The organism is Mycoplasma aquilae ATCC BAA-1896 (genome assembly GCF_048074525.1).
In the GTDB taxonomy this organism is placed as follows: Bacteria; Bacillota_I; Bacilli_A; order Mycoplasmatales; family Metamycoplasmataceae; genus Mycoplasmopsis; species Mycoplasmopsis aquilae.
Genome location: NZ_CP182208.1, coordinates 273,471 through 296,700 on the forward strand (window position 1 = coordinate 273,471; position 23,230 = coordinate 296,700).

At 29.9% G+C, this 23,230-nt stretch carries 15 protein-coding genes and 1 riboswitch; of the genes, 11 read left to right on the forward strand and 4 right to left on the reverse strand.

Annotation, left to right across the window (positions count from 1 at the left end; genetic code table 4):
- Positions 1 to 84: 84 nt before the first annotated feature.
- Positions 85 to 795, reverse strand: coding sequence for a transposase (locus tag ACM0IS_RS01335; protein ID WP_416756479.1), 711 nt, complete (start codon positions 793 to 795; stop codon positions 85 to 87).
- Positions 796 to 863: 68 nt separating this feature from the next.
- A complete protein-coding gene (locus tag ACM0IS_RS01340) occupies positions 864 to 1,235 on the reverse strand; it encodes a hypothetical protein (protein WP_416756461.1) in 372 nt (123 codons plus the stop codon).
- A gap of 738 nt (positions 1,236 to 1,973) precedes the next feature.
- On the opposite strand from ACM0IS_RS01340, the gene ACM0IS_RS01345 reads away from it, so the two are divergent.
- The 7 genes from ACM0IS_RS01345 (at position 1,974) to ACM0IS_RS01375 (ending at position 12,844) form a co-directional block, all read left to right on the forward strand.
- Positions 1,974 to 4,715 (forward strand): P68 family surface lipoprotein, encoded by a 2,742-nt coding sequence (locus tag ACM0IS_RS01345; protein ID WP_416756481.1) that lies wholly within the window; start codon positions 1,974 to 1,976, stop codon positions 4,713 to 4,715.
- A gap of 108 nt (positions 4,716 to 4,823) precedes the next feature.
- Positions 4,824 to 6,209: a thermonuclease family protein gene (locus tag ACM0IS_RS01350; RefSeq protein WP_416756483.1), complete on the forward strand. Its 1,386-nt coding sequence runs from the start codon at positions 4,824 to 4,826 to the stop codon at positions 6,207 to 6,209.
- 111 nt (positions 6,210 to 6,320) lie between these two features.
- Complete coding sequence (locus tag ACM0IS_RS01355; protein ID WP_416756485.1) at positions 6,321 to 8,408, forward strand: ATP-binding cassette domain-containing protein; 2,088 nt, start codon at positions 6,321 to 6,323, stop codon at positions 8,406 to 8,408.
- Positions 8,392 to 9,441, forward strand: a complete 1,050-nt coding sequence (locus ACM0IS_RS01360) for a carbohydrate ABC transporter permease (protein WP_416756487.1) — start codon at positions 8,392 to 8,394, stop codon at positions 9,439 to 9,441. The genes ACM0IS_RS01355 and ACM0IS_RS01360 overlap by 17 nt, the downstream gene beginning before the upstream one ends.
- Positions 9,422 to 10,411, forward strand: a complete 990-nt coding sequence (locus ACM0IS_RS01365) for a carbohydrate ABC transporter permease (protein ID WP_416756488.1) — start codon at positions 9,422 to 9,424, stop codon at positions 10,409 to 10,411. Before ACM0IS_RS01360 ends, ACM0IS_RS01365 begins: the two co-directional genes overlap by 20 nt.
- A gap of 2 nt (positions 10,412 to 10,413) precedes the next feature.
- Positions 10,414 to 10,689 carry a hypothetical protein gene (locus ACM0IS_RS01370; RefSeq protein WP_416756489.1) on the forward strand — a complete coding sequence of 92 codons (276 nt, stop codon included), beginning with the start codon at positions 10,414 to 10,416 and terminating at the stop codon, positions 10,687 to 10,689.
- A gap of 1 nt (position 10,690) precedes the next feature.
- A complete protein-coding gene (locus tag ACM0IS_RS01375; RefSeq protein ID WP_416756490.1) occupies positions 10,691 to 12,844 on the forward strand; it encodes a hypothetical protein in 2,154 nt (717 codons plus the stop codon).
- Positions 12,845 to 12,912: 68 nt separating this feature from the next.
- Here ACM0IS_RS01375 and ACM0IS_RS01380 read toward each other — a convergent pair whose 3' ends face one another.
- Positions 12,913 to 13,569: a chromate transporter gene (locus tag ACM0IS_RS01380; RefSeq protein WP_416756491.1), complete on the reverse strand. Its 657-nt coding sequence runs from the start codon at positions 13,567 to 13,569 to the stop codon at positions 12,913 to 12,915.
- On the reverse strand, positions 13,569 to 14,288 hold the full coding sequence (locus ACM0IS_RS01385; protein WP_416756492.1) for a chromate transporter: 720 nt from the start codon (positions 14,286 to 14,288) through the stop codon (positions 13,569 to 13,571). Before ACM0IS_RS01385 ends, ACM0IS_RS01380 begins: the two co-directional genes overlap by 1 nt.
- Positions 14,289 to 14,701: 413 nt before the next feature.
- Positions 14,702 to 14,869: riboswitch (Lysine riboswitch) on the forward strand.
- A 94-nt stretch (positions 14,870 to 14,963) separates the two neighbouring features.
- Here ACM0IS_RS01385 and pepF point away from each other — a divergent pair.
- The 4 genes from pepF (at position 14,964) to ACM0IS_RS01405 (ending at position 23,220) form a co-directional block, all read left to right on the forward strand.
- A complete protein-coding gene (gene pepF, locus ACM0IS_RS01390; RefSeq protein WP_416756494.1) occupies positions 14,964 to 16,805 on the forward strand; it encodes an oligoendopeptidase F in 1,842 nt (613 codons plus the stop codon).
- 10 nt (positions 16,806 to 16,815) lie between these two features.
- On the forward strand, positions 16,816 to 20,703 hold the full coding sequence (locus ACM0IS_RS01395) for an OppA family ABC transporter substrate-binding lipoprotein (RefSeq protein WP_416756495.1): 3,888 nt from the start codon (positions 16,816 to 16,818) through the stop codon (positions 20,701 to 20,703).
- 76 nt (positions 20,704 to 20,779) lie between these two features.
- Entirely contained in the window at positions 20,780 to 21,892 is a 1,113-nt protein-coding gene (locus ACM0IS_RS01400) for an ABC transporter permease (protein ID WP_416756497.1), read from the forward strand.
- The gene (locus tag ACM0IS_RS01405) at positions 21,892 to 23,220 is read left to right on the forward strand and encodes an ABC transporter permease (RefSeq protein WP_416756499.1); all 1,329 of its coding nucleotides are present in this window, start codon (positions 21,892 to 21,894) and stop codon (positions 23,218 to 23,220) included. The genes ACM0IS_RS01400 and ACM0IS_RS01405 overlap by 1 nt, the downstream gene beginning before the upstream one ends.
- Positions 23,221 to 23,230: the final 10 nt, after the last annotated feature.

Sequence of the window (23,230 nt, forward strand, 5' to 3'; positions counted from 1 at the left end):
TAATGGTACAGTTCGATTTCTTCTTTAATTTCATCAGAACTTCACATTTTTTCTTCAACGACTACACCATCCACCTTTTTAAAATTAACCATGGCAGATTTTATTGCTAATAATATTTCTTTGAGATGTTATTTTATCTAATACACCAAGTTTTTGGGCTTGGTTTTTATTTACTAATCATGTTAAATAATTAAGAATAACTAATGCAATAAAGCAAATTGTTATATGTCCCAGAACATGTTCATCAGTTCTGACAAACATAGGTCTAGTTTCTAAAGTTGTTTTTAAGTCTCTAAAGTTATTTTCAATTCTTCATTGATTTTTATAAATGTCTAAGATTTCTTTAATTGATAAGTCTCATCTTGTGGTTTCAAAAACTATATAACCATCGAGTTTCTTATCTTCTCTAACTTTGTCCATATCCATGGCGAATTTAGATTCTTGTATTTCTTTGAAATATTTATACTTTTTATAAGATATCATGCTTCTTGCTGTGGCTGTTCCATCAGTAGATTTAATTTTATTAAATCTTTCGATAACTTCGTTTCTAAGTGCTGCATCTCTTTTAGCTTTGTATTTATCGTAAATCACTACTTGTCTAACTTTCATTGCATTATTTTCTGCATCAATATTAACTTGTTCAACCTCTTTACAAAGTAAACCATCAATTTCTTTATAATCTGTTTCATTTACAACATACTCTTTGAATTTTTTACTTGTACCTTTAAGTCTAACTGGAAAAATGTAATTTAGGCCATTATTTTTTAATCACATTTTGTTTTGATATTGATTCATACCTTTGTCAGCAATAACTGTGACATTGGTTATGTTATAAATTTCTCCAAGTTCATTTATTGTGGGAATTAAAGTTTTTGATCAGCAACATTACCAGGTAAAAGTGCAAAATCAAGAGGTATTCCGTTGCTATCTGTAACCATCCCAAGCACAACTTGGTCCTCTTTAAACTTCCCATCTTTTGAATATCCAGCTCTTTTAAGAGTGAATTTTTCTTTTAAGTCTTCATTTGTATTTACAAATGTTTCAAAATATAATGTGGTGGCATCCATGAACACTAGACTAACATTTCTGTTTGTGACTTCTGAAATTTTATTATTCACATTTTTAACTAGTTTTTGCTTATTTTCAGCTACAAAATCTAAGAAATTATAAACAGTTGATTTTTTGACATTAATTTCGTTAATAAACTTATGTTTATTAGTAAAACTTCTCAACATACTTTCAGGTTCTAGTATTCTTTTTGCAATTAGAAATTCAAAAATTTCTTCTGTTTGTTTCTTTTTCCTTTTTCTAACCCTTGAAAAAGTTCTAAATCCTTAATTATTTTGTAGAGTAATTCAACACCGACGTTATAAGTTCCAAATTCCACCTAGTTAATTCAAAAGCTTCCGATATTTTAGATTTAATATACTCTTTATCAGCATCAGTAGGCAATGTTTTCGCTATTTGTTTTAAAACATCTAATGCATTTTCATGCGTCTTTTCAAGTACTGATAAACTTCCGATACTTATTGATCTCTTATAACCTTTACCATATCCACCTGAAATTCCAAGACTTACGTAGTAATCATCTTTTTCTTATTTTTACGACTATTCATTTTTCCATGCCCTTATTATATCACTTTTCTATGTAATTATGTAATAAAAAATAAAAATTTTTTGGATCAGAAATTAGAGCTATTTATTTCATAAATAGAAAATTAATTTTTAATAAAAAAATACAAAAAAAGTGTCTCCAACTTGGAAACACAGGATATAATCTGCAAATGTGGAACAAAATGTGGAAATAAATTTTTTCAACAGCATAAAAAAATAAATGCTCTATAATTTATTATAGAAATTGTAACTTGAGCAGCTATACATCAAATTTATATCGCTCTTACATTTCTTAAAAAATACAAAACACAAAACAAGAACAAATATATTTATATTTGTTTATTAAGGAGTTTTAATTTATGAATTTTAAATTTAAAAATATATTATTAGGAGCTGCAGGGCTAGTTGGTGTAACAACAGTTGCTCTTTCAGCCGGATGTCATGATAAAGATGAAGAAGGTGACCAAAAAATAAATGCTGGTAATCTTCCTTCATACATGACTAATAAACAAGAAGGTAAAATTACTTTACTAGGTAGAACATCTACTGAATACCAACGTGCAATGAACTCAGATGGTAACTCAGCTAAAAGACCTTCTCAACAAGGCTTTAAGCAAAATGCTAGAAATGAAATAGTTATAGCTCATACATTTAGTGAAACAGGATCACAAGGTAAAGCTTTAGTAACATTAGCAGAAACATATAATGAAGCTGTTAAAGCTATGCAAGCAGAATTAGCTGCATACAAAACACAACATGCTAAAGATGACCCTAAAGCTATTAACTTCGTATCAAGCAATGGAATTTCAATGTATGCATTACCTGTTACATTAAAAAACATTGGTTCAGGTTACTCAGCTGGGGCTCAAAAAGTTAATCTTGACCTTTCTTCACGTAATGCATCACAATTCTATGATTTAGTATTCAACTACGCGCCAGTTGCTTCTGCATTAGGAAACAATGGTATGTTATTAAGCTTTAACTCAAAGACATCTGCTGCATTAAACACAGATTTAACTGACTTTTCAACACAATTTACAGTTATTAACGCTGAAACAGAATACATTGACAACATGTCATCATGAATTCTTCCAGCTTTCAAGAGTACAAACGTTGTTGCTATTAATGCACCTGTTTTAAACTATATTTATCAAACAATTTTAGCAAATGGTGGAAAAGTTAAAGAAGGTGATACTAAAATGCAAGCTCAAGTTGACTTGTTAAAAGAAAAAGGAGCTGCAGATAATCAATCTGTTGCAGCATTATGAGGAAAACCAGTTACAAACATTCAAGAACTTCTAGTTAAAGATGGAAAAGGATATGAATTATCATATTCAATGTGAAATAACTATAAAGAACTTATTGAATTTGCTAAATTAGCTCAAACATTATTTGAAAATACAAGCAAAAATGGTGCACAATCTGATTTACACGTATTTGGTGTTGACAGTGCTACATCATTATATGAACAAGCTTTATATTCAGATCTTGAAGCTGACTCAACTAAAATGATTCAAGCTGTTGAAGAAGACCCAGGAAACCACGCAATTAAAATTAATTACGAACCATTAAAAAACCCTAACTCAGATGCTTACACAAAATCAAAAACTATTTACGATGTAATGACAGAAGCTGTTAAGAATGGTGGGGTTAAATTATTCCCTGGAGGTCAATTCTCATCAGGTGACCAAACAAAACACAGATTCGCATTTTCAATTGGATCAACAGCCGGATATTCACACAACTATATTGCTGAAACTGAAAAAATTACAATTGACTTCCTTAACCCAACATCAAAAAGAGTTGTTAGTGGACTTGGATTTGAAACTTCAAAATATGTATCATTCTCAAATGTAAGTGGAAACAGATCAGGAGTTGTTACAATTAAATCTGTTGACAATGGTACAGCAACTGTTCCAACAAATGCAGTAGACTTTAAAACAATTAAACCACTATACACATTTGGTGATAAGAATAATGGAATCTATGCAGCAGATATTACAACAGCTGTAAATAGTGACAATCAAAAATATGATTTACCACAATACGCTATTATGTTCACTACAAAAGATGAACAAACAAAATTTGTTGAGGGAATTAAAACTAAGAACATTGATTTAGCAAAAGCTGTAATGATTACTTTCCCAGGATTTGAATCAGCTTCTACAGCAAACCAAAACTCATTTACAGCTGCTTTAGATAAAATGGGGGCTGTATACGCTTATACAACAACTCAAGGTGCAAAAACAAATACATTAGCAGTTGTATTCCCTAATGCTTTAGCAGCAGTTACACCAGCTGCAAAACCTGCTGAAGATAAAAAACCAGCAGCAAATACTGAAAAACCAGCAAATGTAGTGGCTACAGCTGAAACACAACCAGCTCCAGCTGCAAGCAACAATGGTACACCAGCAAAAGCTGATAGCAAAGATAAAGCGAAAGATAAGACTAAACCTGCTAGTCCTAAATTAGGATTCTCAGAAGAATTCTATAACTCATTGAAGGAAAATGGATTCGAAAAGAAAACACTTTCAAAAACTGACTTCCTTGAAAAACAAGAATTAGTTTCAATTCCTACACCAGGTAAATGAGTAGATACAAACACAAAGAATGTAATCTTCGCACAAGGTCCATCTATTATAGGAATTAAATCAAACTTTAAAAACGAAATTGCTACAAAAGCATTTGTTAAATGATTAGTAACAAGTACTCAAACATATAAAGATCTAGGAATTAATTCAAAAGGTAAAGACGATAAAGGCACACCTGCAACACCAAGAGACTTCGTTCAAAGTGCTATGAGTTACATCATGCCATATAATGGATTCCAAAATGTTGAAAACCCTCAATTTATGGGAGTAGGTGATAGAAAGAATGATTATCTACAAGTTGCATTTAACTTATTTAAAGAAGCTGCAAACAACCCAGATAAATATGTAATTTTTGAAGAACCAGGTTCATTAATTGCTGACTCATTTAGAGCCGGAATTGAAGGGGCTTGAGATGGATTACAAAAAACTATTGCTAACGGTGAAACACCTCAAGACTTTAACTCATTCGTTAACAAAATTACAAGCAACATTAGTGCTAACAACAAATAATTAAATTGATCTAAAAGCGAAAATATAATTTGTTAGGTGCGCCTAATGAATTATATTTTTTGCTATTAATAATTAATTCAAAACTAAGAAAAAAGAATAGGAGAATATATGAGAATTAAATCTAAAAAATGATTAATGATGGGTTCAATTCTTCCAATTATTGGATTTGCAACACCATTAATCGCTGTATCATGTGACTTTACACCAGTTAAAGAAGCTTACTCACAAAATAACAAAATTAATTACTCAAATGACAAAGAAATTAAGACATTTAATGTTAAATTTGATTCAGATTATGCATTTAAATTTAATGTAGATACAAACGCTCAAGGAAATCTCAAAACAGCGAAAATTGTTTCTAAAAAAATATTAGAAGGTGCTGAAATTATGGAATTTGGTGATGCCTTAGAAAAGCTTTCATCAGATATTAATCAAGCTGTTACAAGCACATTTAATATTGAATACAGACCTGTTGAAAACTCAACATATATTATGCCAAGTGCATCACAATTCTTTAACATTCCAAAACAATTTAATGTAAATGTAGAAAACGCAAATGGCGAAAAAATTGTATTAAAATATGTCTTACAATCATTTGATCAATCATTTAGTAATTGAAATACAGGACTTAAATTAGGGGTTAAAGGTCAAAATGATCAAGATGCTGCTTTAAATTTAACAAAAATAAAAGCAATATCAAACTTTGTCTACATGCCATTCATTAACAAAAACACAGAAGTTGTTGAATTATCATCTTCTATTACAAAAGAAAATGAAATGACAATTAACCCAGTGCTTTCCAAATATCAAACAGCCTTTAATAAAGAAAACTTTAAAAATTCTGGAATCGATTGAAGCAAAGTTGATTCATCACTTTATTTCGATGGAAAAATTACTAACACAGCAGATGGTGATACATTTACAGTACAAGCATCAGCTGATAAAACGATTGGAAATAATGTTGGTCCTATTGGAGCTGGAAGTTCACACATTATTAGATTAGCCGGAATAGATACACCAGAAAAAGCTGTTGGAAACAAATCAGGATCAGTAACATCTGCTCCATTCGAATATGCTTTTGCATTAATGCCTACACATTTTGCCGAAGAACTATGAAAAACATATGGAGACCATGTTCGTGTTGCTTTCATTGATGGTAAAGATACATTTGGCAGATTAACTGCTGATGTATTCTTTGGAGATAATTATCAATATTCATACAACACAGAAGTGGTTAGAGCTGGATTTACTTTACCTCTTGCAAAAAGTACAGTAACAGTAAATAACTATAATTCATTGCCTAAATCATACGAAGCATTAATTTATCCAGAAATTGCTAAAGCTATGCATGAAGCAGTGGAAGCAAAAAGAGGATTTTTCCACTATTTTGAAACTCCAACAGATGTTTCAAGATTCATTTATCTAATTAAACCAAATACTTCATATGTTCCATTTGAACAAATTTATAACAAAATTGCCCAAGAAAATAAATAGTGAAAAAATGCACTAATTATGAGGCTTGAAGAAAAATTGTACTAAAATATAATAGTATTATTATATTTCTAAAACCTTAATAATTACATATATCAAATAGAAAGGAATTCAATGAAACTAATTAATAAATTAATTTCATCTGTGAATGATAAAACAATCACAGTCAATGAAGAAGATTTAAAAAGAATCAAGAATTATGTTCATGAAATTGAACAAATTGATAAAGAATCAATACCTGCTATTGAATTAAAAAATCTTAACATTGACTTTGGTGAAACATTAGCTGTAGATAACGTTAGTTTTAAGATTCCGGAAGGTAAACTAGTAACATTACTAGGACCTTCTGGATCAGGTAAGACAACTACTCTAAATGCTATTGCTGGTTTATTAACAGTAACCTCTGGAAAAATACTTTTTAAAGGAAAAGATGTTACTGATTTTACACCACAAAAAAGAAAAATCGGGTTCGTGTTCCAAAACTATGCACTTTACCCACACATGAGTGTTTATGCAAATATTGCCTTTCCTCTAAAAAATGACGCTGATTGACAAAGAAGATTCTACTTATCACGCGAAAAAGCACGTAATGAAAAGAGAATTGTATACCTTAAAAAATTAGGTGCAACAGCTGAAGAAATTTCTTCATTAAGAGAAGCATTCAATAACTGAATGGTTATTTCTGAAGAAACAGATCACAAACTTGCAGAATTATATGCAAAATTAGTTGATAAATACGAAAAGGCACATACAGAATACAAAATTACATTAGTACACGAAGATTCAGAAATCTCATTACTAACAAAAAACGTAATTAAAACTAACAAAAAAATTAAAACTGATTCTAAGCAAAAAATTAATGCTATTAAAGAAAAATACAATTCTGATTTAGCAAATAATTTGCTTCCTGCAGAATTAGTAAAAGCAGAAATTCTACAAAACGTTGATTCAATTTACAAACGCTACCAAAAACTAGCTACAATTGAAGAAATGCAACAAAGAGTTAACGACATTCAGGAATTTGTAAGCAACTTACTAGTTGTTGACTTCAATAACCTTGTGTTAAAAGATAGAATTGCTATTGTAAAACTTGAAGAAAAAGCTTTAAAACTTCTTACAAGATACAAATTCATAATGAAACAAGAAGAAATTCTAGCTAAATATGAAGTATTAAAACAAGAAACTAAAGCAAACTATTTACAAGCTAAAGCTGAATTCAAAGATATTCTAAAGAATAATGAAGAATATAAGAGATTAACAGAAGACGCTAAAAGACTTCCTGTTGTTGCTCGTGTATACTTCAAACAATTATCAAATGAATTAGATAAAAAGTATGAATTGGCAAAACTTTTAAACGAATTAAAACATTCAAACAATGAATTTTTAAATGAAGAAGAAAAAGCTCAAATTAAAGAATTATCAAAAGACGATATTTCATTAAAACAAGCAATTCACAATGAAGTTATGGAAGTAGCTTCACGTGTTGAAATTGTTCACATTCTTCAAAAGAAACCAACAAGACTTTCAGGAGGGCAACAACAACGTGTATCAATCGCTCGTGCTATTGTTAAAAAACCTGAAATCTTATTAATGGACGAACCTCTTTCAAACCTTGACGCTAAACTACGTATTTCAACACGTCAATGAATTAGAGAAATCCAACAATCACTAGGAATTACAACAGTGTTTGTTACCCACGACCAAGAAGAAGCTATGTCTATTTCTGACATCGTTATCTGTATGTCAATGGCTAAAGTTCAACAAATGGGTACGCCACTTGAACTATACAACACACCTAAAAACCAATTCGTTGCTAGATTCCTTGGTATGCCAGAAATGGGATTATTCCCTTCTGAAGTTGTTAATGGAAAATTAACAATGGCAGGTGTTGAATTACCACAAATCAAATTAGTTGGAAAAGATAACATTGCTTTAAATATTGGTGTTCGTTCTGAAGACTTTATTATTAAAGAAAAAGGTGATAACTATTCATTTAAAGGTAAAGTAGTTGTTCAAGAAAACTTCGGAAAAGAAAGTAAACTAGTTGTGGATGTTGAAGGAACAGGAAGAATTAACTTCTTGCTTGACAACAACTATGAATTCCACATCGGTGATGAAATCTACTTTGATGTACCATTAAACAAATTACACATTTTTGATGCATCAAGTGAAGAAAGACTTCAATATGAAGTTGTTAGATAATAAAGCCCACTCTGTATTACAAAGAAAACTTCCATTTCTTTTTAGTTGATCAGTTAAAAAACAATCAACTAAAAAATCTACTTTATCACACTCAATATTAGATGAAAGAACTCCAGTTTGAAAACCACTTTTATTACTTCTACCTGGTTTAATTCTTTTACTAATGTTTACAATCACACCTATGTTCTTAAACTTAATTAGTTCATTCCAGGATAAGCAAAATAACCCTACTTTTGGAAACTACATTAAAGTTTTTTCTGACCCACGTTTTGCAGTTGGGGTTAGAAACTCATTCATCTATGGTATGTTTGTTCTACCATTTGTAATGATTATTTCCTTAGTAATCTCTTCTGTTATAGCTAAGCTATATAGAAAATTTGCTAAGGGATTTTGACAAACAGTATTCTTTATGCCTTATGTAACTAATGGTGTTGCTGTCTCACTTGCATTCATCCAATTATTTGGTACATATGGATTATTAAATAAAATTTTAGGAACAAATGTTGCTTGATTAGAAACACAAGACCAATATACATTCAACGCTTTAATAGCAATGATTGTTAATGGTATTTGAAATGGTCTAGCATTCAATATTTTAATCTTCACAACAGCTATGTTAGGTGTTGATAAAAACCTATATCGTTCAGCTTCAATTGATGGTACAAATGGATTTAAACAATTTTTCACAATTACACTTCCATCAATTAAAAGTACAATTAACTTCCTAATTACATTAGGAATTATCGGAGGACTAAAAGTATTCCCACTTGCATTATTCGAAAACAAACCAGTTAATGCCTTTAACGCAGGGGGTGGATCACTTATGCTTTATGTTTACTTACAAACACAAACAGGTGATTTCCAATTAGCTGGTGCTGCATCAATTTCACTTTTCATCATCGGAGTTACATTCTCATCAATGGTTAGAGGTGGATTCTTCATGGTGCAAACTTCATTAAATAACTTAGGAGAAAGAAATGTTTGAGTTAAAGTTAAAGCTACGCAAGCACTTGATGCAAAAAAAGCTTCGTAAGAATCAGGAAAGAGTATCATCTCAAGTAACTGAAAAAAGCGTTGCCAAAGTTGTTACAACAACATCTCTTAAATTATTACTTTTAGTCTTATTCGGGATAGTAGTTCTATTCCCATTCTTCTACATGATTTCTATTTCATTCATGAATGATACTGAAGCTGGTTCATTAAAGAATGAATTTAGATTATTACCATCATTTTCTCAAGGTTTAACATATTATAGTAATACTGGATTACAATTAGTGCCTTGAGCTGATGTTGTTTCTAATACATACAGTAGAGCTATGTCTTCAGGTTACTGAAGTGCTATGCTTCTAACATTCTTAAACGTATTAGTATCAGTTACTCTTAAAGTATTTATTACTTTCTTAATGGGATATGCATTCTCATTACGTAACTGAAGAGGTAAAGGAGTCGTTTGATTCTTAGCCTTAGCCTTACTTGTTCTTCCTGAAGTTGCCTTATTATCTGGACAATATTTAGTTGTTTTAAAAACTGATATGGCTGTTAAATACTTCGGATTCCTATTTGCAGTTGCATTACCGTTCACAGCAAGTATTTTCAATACTGTTATGTATAAAAATGCATTCGAAGCAATACCTGGAAGAATTAAAGAAGTATCACTTGTTGATGGTGCCGGAGGAATTAAATACTTATTCAAAGTTGCTTTCCCAATGGTAATTCCTACAACATTAACAATTATTATCCTTACATCACTTGCTTCATGAAACTCATACTTATGACCATCAATCGTTTCAACTATTTCATCTGCTAAACTTGATGTTGTTTCAGTATGACTATTCAAAGCTGGAATTAATCCTGATGACCCTGAATCTGGTGCAAACGTAATGCAAAACGTTAAACTTGCAGCCAGCTTAATGGTTATCTTACCTATGTTTATTGTTTACTTAATTTTTAGAAAGAGAATTATGGCTGCTATTAGTAGACAAGGTTCAACAATTAAAGGATAATTATGAAAAATTACAAAAGAAAAGTTATTACATGAACGATTGTTGCAGTATTATCATTAATTGCTATTATTGCATTATCGGTTTTAATTTCACAAATTCAACCAATTTTAGATTTAAATCAAAAAGTAATCTTAGACAATCAAATTATTGATTCATATCAATACATTAAAGCATATTCAATAGGAGGATTAGCATTTGCTTGTTTATTATTCGTGATGGGTACAATTATTGCTTATTCAGGAATAAAATCATTAAATTATGTGCAAATGTTTTACTAATATGAAAATAAAATTCAAAAAATTACCATTAATTTTAGGTTCAGTTGCTGCAGCAGGTTTCATACCTTTTAGTGCTGTATCATGTATGTATGATGATAATCCAACTATTATATACTCTAAGAAATTTATTAATGATAATGGATTTAGTGTTAAAAAACACATTGCATCAGCTGAAAAACCTAATTTAGTTGAATTTGAAAATAATTTATTTAATGGTAGATTATTAACTTATACATTTGTAAACTTTAAAATTAGCCCACAATCAATAGTGGAAGTAAACAATGATAGATACAAGGTGACAATTAAAGATGTATTTACAGTAAATTACAAAACAAATGAAATTGCTGCAGATGCTAAGAAAATTGCAAAAATTCCTGGAGCAGATAACCAAAAGAGAATTGAGCAAGAAATTGTTCAATTAAATCTAGATCTTAAACAATATATAGCAAGTGCTAAAGATGCAACATTCTACCCTAATATTCCAGCTCAATATAGAACATTAAAAGGTTTAATTGATGCTGCAAATATGCCAAGGGAAGTATTTAATTCAATTAAATTCCTCGAATATGATGATGAAGGAAAAGTTGTTATTGATAAAGAAAAAGATAAACCTCGTGAAGATGGTGAAGCTAAGAAAGTTGTAGCTAAATTAGTTATTGCACTTAAAGCTTTAAGAGAATACACATATTTAGATCAAGAACAATTTTCAAAACAAATAGTAACTGAACAGGATGCAAAAGCTGTGGTTGAAAACTTCTTAAAAGACACACCATTTTATGCAACATATTTAAATAGTTTAAACAACCCAGAGACAGCAATCTTCAAATGAGATCAAGCAAGTATGAAAGGTACATTTAACTTCCAAAAGGTAGTTAAATACTATAATTCAATTCCTACTTCTGATTTTCAACAATTCCAAGAAAAATTCTTTGGTTCTTTAGACAACTTAAAATTTACAGAAATAAACAAAAACCCTGTTAAGTATTTCAAAGAAATTTATGGAATTATGAAAACAGCATTTATTAACTATGCTGTTAAATTAGACGCAAAAGAAAGTAGTGGTATTTCTTTAGGATTCGCTCCACAAAACTTGATTTATGGGTTAAACAATGACACTGGTCAAGCTTCATTAAAATATACTGTTTTTAATCCAGTACTTAATGATAACCACGAAGCTATTGCTACACAAACTCACTTAACTCCAGAACAACAAGTAAGTTTCTTGTCTAATCCATACCTATACTTCTGAACACATGCTACTCAACTATACTTATATAGTATGAATAGTATTGAAATTGAAATTTATGGACTTCAAGAACAAATTAAAGAAATTAAAGCCGGAAAAGCATCAGGAGATATAGCTGCTTTAGAAGAACAAATCCAAACTCAAAAAGAAATGCTTGCTCCATATAGACCACTTCTTCAAAAAATTGAAGAAGGTTCTCAAAAAGCTATTGAGTTAATTGAAAAAATCAAAAGTTCTGAAAGTGTAGAAGGAAAACAAGAAGAAGTTGCTAAATTAAAAGAAGAATTAAATGAACAATTAGTTGCAATCAAAGGAAATTCTGACATTAAGCAAGGAACAATTACTGGTGGATTGTTAGATAACGAATTAATTAAAGATGATATTTTAAAAGTATTTAAAATATTAAATACTGAAGTATCACACTCTGTTACTACAGTTTCATCACTTGCAGCATTATATTCTGAAACATTATTCGGAAATGGTTTATACAATGTTCAATTAGTTAAAGGAAGTACAAAAGCAATTAATGCGAAAATTGCTGAGTTACAGCCACAAGTTGATGCTTTAAATGAAAAAATCAAAGTTGAAACTGACGGAACAAAGAAAGCAGAATTACAAAAACAATTAAGCACATTACAAGCTCAATTACAACCATATGCTGATTTTGCGAAATCATTCTACTGAATCGAATTTAAAGATGCAGAAGGTAAGAAATACTTCTTTGATGTATATAAAAACTATTTATCATATCAACCTAATTTAGAAGCAACCTTCCTTCCTGAATACACAAACGATCTTGCTCAATACAATATCGACAATGCATTCAGTCAAACATTACCTGAAGGCTATGTAATTGACTCAGCATATAATACAGTTTCATATTTCGGAACTCCCGTAACAAATAACTAGGAATAATTAAAGCACACTCTAATCATATGAGTGTGTTTTTTGATACAAAAAATCACACCTAAGTGTGACTATCCGGCATATGGAGCAAACAGAATTAGTGAAATAATAATATTTACTACAATAATAATAAAGAGCGAAACTTTCTTTTTGGCCATAATATAAGAACCTATAATTCCCAATGGCACATACACTTTTAACAAGATATTTTTATATCCAACGAAATAATTTTGCTCACTAACTCCTAAATATCCTTTAGTAGATGAGTTGAAGTAATATTCAGGAACTAAAATAGAAACTAGAAGAGAAATAGCAAGTGAAATCATAATTCCAGCCACTATAGGTTTCATTACAATTAACATATTTGCAACATAATTATTTGTCTTGAATTTTTTAACATACTTCATTGTAATAGCCATAACTATAATTGCCGGCAAACAAAAGACTAAATATGTTACAAACATAGCTAAATAACCTCATCATGATCCATTAGCTACTACATAACCTGTAAAGAACGCGAATTTAGTTGAGACAACACCAGGTGTGGTATTTGCTACTGTAAAGATATTGTTGATTGCAGTTTCATCTAACTGTTCTACTCCAAAGGTGGAATGCATTAAGTTTCATAATCATTGGAAAATAGGCATAAAAACTTGTCCACCACCAAAAACGGATAATGAGATAAAAATGATTAAGGGAATACAAACTAAAAAACCGATTATAGGCATTATTTATCCTCCTTATTCTTTGGATCTTCACATTGAATATTATTTTCTATGTCAGCTTCTTCTAATTCTTCTTTTGAAATCTCACAAATTTTCTTTTGTTCAATTTGTTGTACTTTTGGTGTGTTAAGTTGTCTCTTCTTTCTAGTTGCTAAATATCAAATACTATAAATAGCAATAACAACTACAATAGCTACAACAGGTAAATTGTATGGAGCAGGTATAAATAATGAATATCCTGCTGAAAAAAGAAAAATAAGTATTCATAAAGGAGTAGACATTGTTTTGTGTGCTTGTTTTGCATATCTTACTCCAAAATTAATTAAGAAGGCAATAATTGCCACTAAGACACCTACTGAAACTATTTTTAAGTATTCCGCAGGTAAATACTTAGTTAATACAACTAAGAAAGCAAAAGCTAAAAGGACGTGCGGTAATATAGCGACTAATGTAAGTATAGTTCCTTTAACTTTGCCAAGTAATGTAATTGCGATATATGATAATGTTTGTATTACAGAAGCCCCCGGTAGCATATTTGTAACAATAACAATATCATCAAATTCATCTTCGGTAAGTCATTTTTTCTTTCCAACAGCTTCACGTTGAATTACTGGCATTAGTGCGTTACCACCGCCGAATCCAATTATGGTTACTTTTAAAATGAAAAGAAATACTTCCCAAAAGCTGGCTTTGCTTGCGACTGTGTGCTTATTTTTTTTCATATTATCCTTTCTATTGTATTCTATCATTTGCAAAATAAAGCGCATTTTATTTTTAGCATTATTGCATAGTCTTAAAGGTAAAAATTCAATATTTTTTCTAAATAAAATCAAATTTTAAACAGATTTCTTAGATATTTTACATGGTAATATAAAAATGTAATGTTTTTTAGTACTATATTATGCAGTTAAAAGCGAAAATGTGGAAAAAATATGGAATAACCATTTTTTTCATTGCTTCAGCTAGATGTGTGTTATAATAAACCCATGAAAAAAGAAAGAAACGTGATTACAACTAATATTATTATCACCTTCATCCGTCGTCACTGACATATTATGATGAATGTGTTTTAGTTGTATCTGTTTTTGGCTCATATAAATAACAGATTCAACCTAGAAATCTGTTATTGCTAAAGATAAACTATAGAGGAGCTTTTAGTAAAAGTAAATATTTTAGCAGGCATGCGATGATAAATATTGAAAGGATATAAAAGCCGAAGCATTGATGGTGGCAACCTAGATGCTGGTAGAAAAGCATAAAAGATTTCTACTCTTTGTTTAAGAACATTGGTGCTATAGATTTACAAATTCCAGGGATAAAAAATAATTTTTTGCTATGGGTTTTGTAGGTTTGTAGCCTACAAAACTTTCTTTTTCCATATTTATTAAGGAGAAAACATGGCAGCTAAACAATATAAAAAATATTCAGATGTACCAACACAATATCGCTGGGATTTGGAAGCTATACTTGAAGGTAAAAGCTTAGAATCATGGATTGCACAATATAAAGAAATATTTCAAGCAAGAATACAAAATAAAGATACAAAATACAATAACATAGATGCATACTTACAAGATTTAATTGAATCAGAAAAGCAAACTATAATAAGTTTTAAGATTGATAATTACTTATCAAATAACCATAACATTAATATAGTTGATCCTAAATTTAAGCAGTTAATACAGGAATGAGAATTCTTAAATCAACAATTAGAAGAGGAATATGGTTCAGAAACTAATCGTTTCTTTGCTCACATTGAGCAAATGAAACAATGAAAAAATGACCCTAGATTAGCTTTATATAAACGTGAAATTGAAGACTCGATTGAACAATATTCTCACAAACTTAGCGACGAAGTAGAAGAATATATTATTAAGTCTTCTCTAGGCGAACCAGACCCTCATAACATTTTTTCAATCATAACAGACAGTGAACTTGATTATGGATATATTCAACTTTCCGAACATAAAAAAGTTAAATTAAATCCAACTAATCGTGTCACATTTGCTAAATCAAATAATAAAGAAGTTAGAAAGCAAGCTTACCAAAATTATTGAAATGCTTATTATCAACATCGCCAATCATTAGCAGAAACCCTTTATCAACAATTTAAAAGCATAGTTGTTGAAGCTAAAATTAGAAATTATCCATCTGCTGTTGCAATGTTGACAAATGCTGATAAAGTAAGTGATGAAATTTTACAAAAATTATTTGATCAAGTAGCAACCAGAAGTGCAATCTTTAAAAAATACACCCAAGCTTACAAAAAGTTTTATTTAGCTAAATTTAAAGAACCAATGAAAAAATGAGATGGTTCTAGAGAATTAGTTAATGTGAAATCTGAATATACTGTTGAAGAAGCAAAAGACATAGTAGCTAATGCAACTAAACCTTTTGGCTCAGAATATCAAGAACAAGTTGCTAAAGCATTTAACCAAAATTGAATAGACTTTATGCCAGTAGATAATAAACGCTCAGGAGCATATAGTATTGGTGGAACATACGATATTGATAAAAAATATATTTTGATGAACTTTGATGGTAGATTAGACAGTGTAGAAACACTAGCTCATGAATTAGGTCATTCAATGCATTCATATTTTTCATCTAAATATCAACCATTAGTTAAGTCACAATATCCAATCTTTTTAGCTGAAATTGCTTCAATCTTTAATGAATTAATGTTATTTGATTATCTACTTAAAACATCAAATGACGATAAATTAAAATTTAAAATACTAGGAAACATGATTTCTGGATTCATTGGCACTGTATTGCGCCAAGTTGAATGAGCAAATTACGAATACGATTTATATAATGCAATAGCTGCTGGAAATGCATCTGGTAGTTATGAAACATTATCTGACATTTACTTCAAAAATTCTTTAAAATATAAGAGTGATAAGAAAAAAACATATAAATATGACGCACGAGAAAATTTAAAATCTATTTATGTACCTCATTTTTATTATGGCTTTTACGTTTACAAGTACGCCATAGGTCAATTAGTAGCAAATTTCTTTTTTGCAAAGTACAAAAAAGAAGGTACAGTAGCTTTAGAAAATTATATAAATAATTTTTTAAAAGCAGGATGTTCAAACTACCCAATAGAAATTTTAAAAAATGTTGGTGTAGATTTAGAAAGCAATGAGTTTTATGAATTAGGTTTTAATTATGTAGAAGAATTAATTCAAGAATGAATTGAATTAGGAGCAAAAATTTTTAAAATCAAAAAATAAGGAGGAGTACATGAAGAAAAAATTTTTATTATTGTCAACATTAGCTACAGTCGGAATCTCTCTTCCATTTGTCGCTGCTAGTTGCGACAATACTAGACAATCAAAGCCAATAATCACTAATGAAAATCAACTCCAAAAAGCACAAAAGGAAGTGGCTCAATATGATGCACTAGCCAAAAAAGCTTGAAATGAATATAGTAAATTAAATTCTCAGAAAGACAACTTACTTAATTCATTAACGCCATTTGTAAATGATGTTAAAGATGTTGAAAGTAAAATTCAATTTCAACAAAATGTTGTTTTAACAGCACAAGGAGAGATTGAATATTACAAATTAGCAGCTGGAAAAAATGACTTTGAACAATTAGTGAATGAAATTAAGTTGCTTGAAAACAGTTTACTTAATTTAAAAATTAAAGACTTTTTAGATAAAATACAAAACATGAAATTGCCTTCTGTACTTCCAGAAGACAGTGATGGAAAGCAATACATCTATAATTCTGTTGTTTCACAAGTGCAAAAAGCAAGTTCAACAATAGATAATATTTCAGATGAAATTAATAAAAATCAAATTGCTATCGAAAATGTTGGTATTGAAATTCAATCACTAAAAGATAAGTTAGCTACTTTAAAAGATCAAGAACAAGAAAATGTAAAAAAAGAAATACTTTCTAAAATATCAGAATTAGAAACTGAAATGAAAACTTTAAGTACCACAACTGCTTCTAAACTAGTGGATAAGTTAGCAGCAGCAAAGGAAAAATTAGAAGCGTTAAATAGGCTACAAAAAACAGTTGGCCAATTAGCTTTAGCTCAATCATTTGCCAATGATCCTGATGCAAGAACTAAAAGAATTGCATCTTTAAATACAGAAATTACTAAAGCACAAGGCTTAATAGCTGATTTAAAAGCTCAATTAGTTAATAAACAAAAACTTTTTGAATCAAAAAAAGCAATGATTGATTCTGAAATAGCAAAATTTAGCGCTCAGTTAAACAATTCATATCAAGAATTTGACAAATACTTTAAGTTAATTAAAAAATTAAATACTGATATTTATGAGTATGATATGAATGCTTTAGACAAGACTGGGGATGATAAATTACAAGGTACTGGCAACTATCTTTCAAAAGCTGAACTCGAAAATATTATAAATCCTGATTTTACCTTTTCTAGTTACCCTGTAGGTGATAAAATTGCGAAAGCTAGAGTTTACCAAGTTTCTTATAATTCATCATTTGGTTTAACAGCATATCCTGCAGATAATTCATCTTCATATGGTACTAGAAGTACACCATCAACAATGGATACAACAACACTAAGTTTTATTTCTATCGAAACTTTAGGGCGTCCAAATATTTTAAATAAACAAAGCTATAACATTTCAGAAGCTGGAGTTACACAAAGTAAAGCTCAAAAAATTATTTCTCCTGAAGTGCAAAGGTATAAATTAGAACTTGCTGATGCTATTTATGTCTACATTCCAAAAGAAGGTTCAGATTTACAAAACCCTGAATATGACGTCAAAATTTTTGATCAAGATGATGCAGGGCTAGTGGAAAAACCGGATAATGCCGATGGAACATATTCTTCATCTGTTGTAATAAGAACATCATCTAATCCACGTTCAATTAATTCTAAAGAATTTGCATCAGCTCTGGAAAAGGCAGCTAAAATTGCTTTCAGAATTAGACCTGGACAATTTTGAGTAAATGCACAAGGGCAAAAGACACAATACCCAATTAACTCTAATGATTTTTACACATCTGTAGTTAGAACTTATATGAATGATGCTAAATATAGAACACAAAATGGTGGAAACAGTTATATTGATGAAGAAGTTAGAAAATTATTAACAGTACCAGGTGATTCCTTTTCTCCAAATAGTACTTTCCCAAATGTTTACATTTATAAATTATTTAATGTAAATATTGAACAAATGCTAAATAAGAGTAAAACAGTAATTCATTCACCTAATCCAAATAACCCTAATGAAACTGATGACTTATTTATGGTTTCAAAATATAATCAAAGTTCACCGGCACAATTTATGAACTTTTTCCAAAATATAGCAACTACTTATGACTTTGTTCCTGCTCCATCAACCTATATTGCTGATATGACACTAAATAATACAGAGGATATTTATTCTCAAGTTCTTGCTACTAAAAATAACAAGCAACTTTATGATACTATAGTTGAAGCAGTTAAATCAGCTTCAGGTCAAGCCAGAGAAGCAGGTATTTACTGATATGGATTTAACCCAGAAACAACACTGTTTGCTGGAAAATACTATGCTAAACCATTTGACTCAGAAACTTTTTCAATATCTCAATATTTAAATCCATACTATTTTGACACAACATATACAGGCTCAAATCAAACAATTGCAAAATTTACAACAAACTATTTACAAGCTCCAATTGATCCTGAAACCTATAAAATCAACACATATAACAAATATATAGCAGGTGGATTAGCTGTTTATAATTTCAATGACTTAACTAAAAATAACAAAGAAGCAGTTCAAAAAAATCCTTCGGCATATGGAATGTCATATAAACAAGTTCTTTCTAATACACAATTAATCAAAGCTTTTATATGAAATTTATTACCTAAAAAATCAGATAGATCTTATATGAGTGATGCTTTTGCATATGCAATGTATGGGGTATCGAATAAAGAATTAATGAGTGGTAATAGTAAAAACATTATGCCATATACAACATTAGGGCTTGGTGGAGAATTTAGAAACATTATTTCTTCTTCAATTGCATGAGCTTCAATTGCTGATCAGCTTTCACAAGCTAACCCAGCATATCCATGAATTACTTCTTTTGCACCAGATGCAAACTTAAATGCTAATGCATCTGATACATCATTGCCAAACAATAGCTTAAGACCAAATCACGATATTATTAATGGAACATTTGTGGTTGATGCACAAACTGGAGAACGTATTGTCTTTGATGCAACTAAAAATACATTTTTAAAACCTTCAGATACTCAAAACTTAAATGTTGCAGCTCAAGATATGTCTAAATCAGTTGCCTACGAGCAAATGAAACAAAGAATGAAAAAATTATTAGATAAAGTTTATGCTGCTCACCCTGAAATTATTGGTCAAAAAGTTAAATTAGAAATTATGTGATCATTTGGTAATATAACTCAGCCAATGAAACAAGCATATCAAAACTATGCTGATGCTATTAACGGGTTGGATGATAGATTAGAATTCAAAATTAAAGCTTTCAATCCACAAGAAAGAAATGTATTTTTCGATTATTGATTTAATGACACAATTCCATTCATTAGAGTTGGATGAACATATGACTATAATGGAATTGGATCAGCATTTACAGCTTATGCACAATCATTGAATTTAACAGCTTTATTTGCTTCAATCTTAACGGATGAACAATATGCTAATAAAGTAAAAAAATCATACCCACAACTTTATAAAGCAGCTCAGTCATTTAAAGAATTTGTTTCCCAACCTGGACAAAAATTATCAGTTTCATTAGAAGACATAGCTAAAAATTTAACTACAGACGAATTGAACAATATGACAGATTGATTAGGAAATCAAAAATTTGTCAATGGACAACTTGTTAATTTAGATGATACCGATAATGTTGCAGATTACATTACTCTAGATGACTTAAATGCTAAATTCTGATTACAATACAACAATTCATTAGATGTAACTAAAAAAGACTTATTAGAATTAGCTGTTGAAATGTCTAATATTTCAGGAGCTGTTCCAGATATGTTTGCTATGACTGCGTCAAAATCACCTTTTGCGGCAACCTTAACAAATCCAAATTATATTTTACCAACTACATATAATAGATTTGTTGATCAAACAAATTACAGAGTAGTAAAAGAAAAAAACTAAATAGAAAGGAAAAACTATGTGAAAATACATACTGAAGCGTATAGGGTTTGCAATAATAACGCTAATAGCTATTACAATGGTAGTTTATTTATTAGTTGCACAATTTTCTGATAACCCTTTTGCAGTTAAAGCTCTTGAAACGCAGCAGTCTGCTAGTGGATCAAGCACTTCAACTACTAAAGAATTGCGAACATTATTCGATAAATCTGTTCAATATCACTTGATTCCAAATAATTTAAACTATGAGGAAGTCAAGGGTTCATGAATGAATATCAAATTAAATCCATTTATTCGTTTTGGATATTGAATTAGTAATCTATTTACTAATAGAACAAATCCATTTGGTATTCCTTATGATGAAACAATTTTCCAACAAACTGGAACTGCATCTATTAGTGCATACTTCTTTAAATACCTTAAATATTCAATTATCATTACTTTACCAGCCTTTATAATTGCAGCTATTTTAGGAATTGCACTCGGAATATTTGCTGGTTATAAAAGAGGAACTGTTTTGGACGCTGGAATTAACTTCTTCGCTTTATTCTTTATAGCTTTACCATCATTCGTTATAGCTCCTATTTTGATTTCAATTCTTTTCTCTGTAAACATTCCGCCACAATTTATTAACTTTAATAACCAAACAGACGTTGAAGCCTATGGTGTTGGCAAAATGATTGCATCATGAATTCCACCTATTGCTATAATTGTCTTAGGTTCATTATCTGGATATATAACATATACACGTAATCAAGTTATTACTGTATTAACTTCAAACTATATTTTGATTGCAAAATCAAAAGGTTTATCAAACAAAGAAATTTTCTTTAAATACGTTTTAAGAAATATTTCAATCCCATTAGCAGCTATTTTAATTCCATCATATATTGGACTTCTTAGTGGTGGGATTGTTATTGAAACTTATTGAAATGTACCTGGAACATCACAAGTAATTGCGCAAGCTTTCCCTAAAGGTGAAATTAACATTATTATGTTCTCAACGGTGTTCTTTACTACATTAAGTTTATTTACAACAATTATTGTCGATGTATCATTCGCCATTTTAGATCCAAGAATTAAATATACAGCTTCTTCTCCATATAGCTACACTAAATTTATTTTAGCTAGAAGAGAAAGAAATAAACAATTTAAACAAAATGAAATAGTAATGAAAGGAGCAAATAAATAATGAATGCTAAAGAATTTGAAAAAAAATATAATTTATCATTAAATCAATTAAGAACCAGCATTAAACAATTTGCTCCTAGAGAAGAGTCATTATTAAATAATATTGCTGGTAAACCAAAAAAACTAGTTGCTGAAATTTTTAAACGTTTCTTTACTAGTTGAGTTTCAGTATTATCATTAATTGTATTTATTTCGATCTTAATTATTTCAATTGTAGTTACTACAGCTGCAAAATATTCATCAACAGAACCATTGTCACAAACTGTTCCAATTTATTTACCTAATGGCAATATGCTAAAAACATCTTCAGCCGATGTGCAAAATTTACCACCACTTTTTTCACCATGATATTCAGCAGATAATATTCCGAACTTTGAAAAAATTACTCAAGAATGAGCTAAAAGTGATTATTATGGCGGAGTATTATGAAACAAATTTATGTATTTTGGACCAGATAATCCAAATAACGCAATTAAGATTATTCAATTAAACAATGAAACGCAAAATTTATCTGTTAATGCTTATACTTTTTTAAAAACACGTAACATTGCTATTGCATTACAAAACTCTGGTTTAAAAAGCGATGCTTCAATTGACCAAATTAATGCAATGATTGATAAAATTGTTGCAATTAATCCTCAACTAAATCTTTCAACTTATTTAGGAACTAATAAAGATGGTATTGACATATGAACTTTATCATGAGTTGGGACTTGACAAGCAATTAGATTAGCTATTATTGTTGCAACAATCCAAACAATAATCGGGGTAGCAATCGGTGCTTATTTAGGTTTCCATGTTGGTTCATGAATTGATACTGTTATCATGCGTTTAATCGATATTTTTGTAGCTCCTCCAACACTTATTTGATTATTAATTTTTGCCTCAACATTTGGGACAACTGATTTAACATTAGGAATTGCACTTGTGTTTATTGGATGAGTTGGTTCAGTTGGAAGCACTAGAATGTTTATCATTACAGTCAAAGATCAAGAATATATCACAGCATCAAAATCAGTTGGTGCTTCAAAAGCAAGATTAATTTACAAACATGCTTTACCTGCAATTATTGGAAAGATTTCAACTAGTTATGTAGCATCAATCCCTGGAATCATTATGTCTGTATCATCACTTGCTTTCCTTGGGTTCTTCAAATCAGATCAAGCTAACTTAGGTTCAATCCTTTCAAGTGCTGCAGCTCAAGCAGGAAATAATCCATTTATATTAGTATTACCTGCAATGATTTTATTATTAATTTCAATTTCACTTCACTTTGTTGCATTAGGAGTACACGATGCTCTTGATCCAAAGGTTATAAAAACTAGATAGGAGAATTATT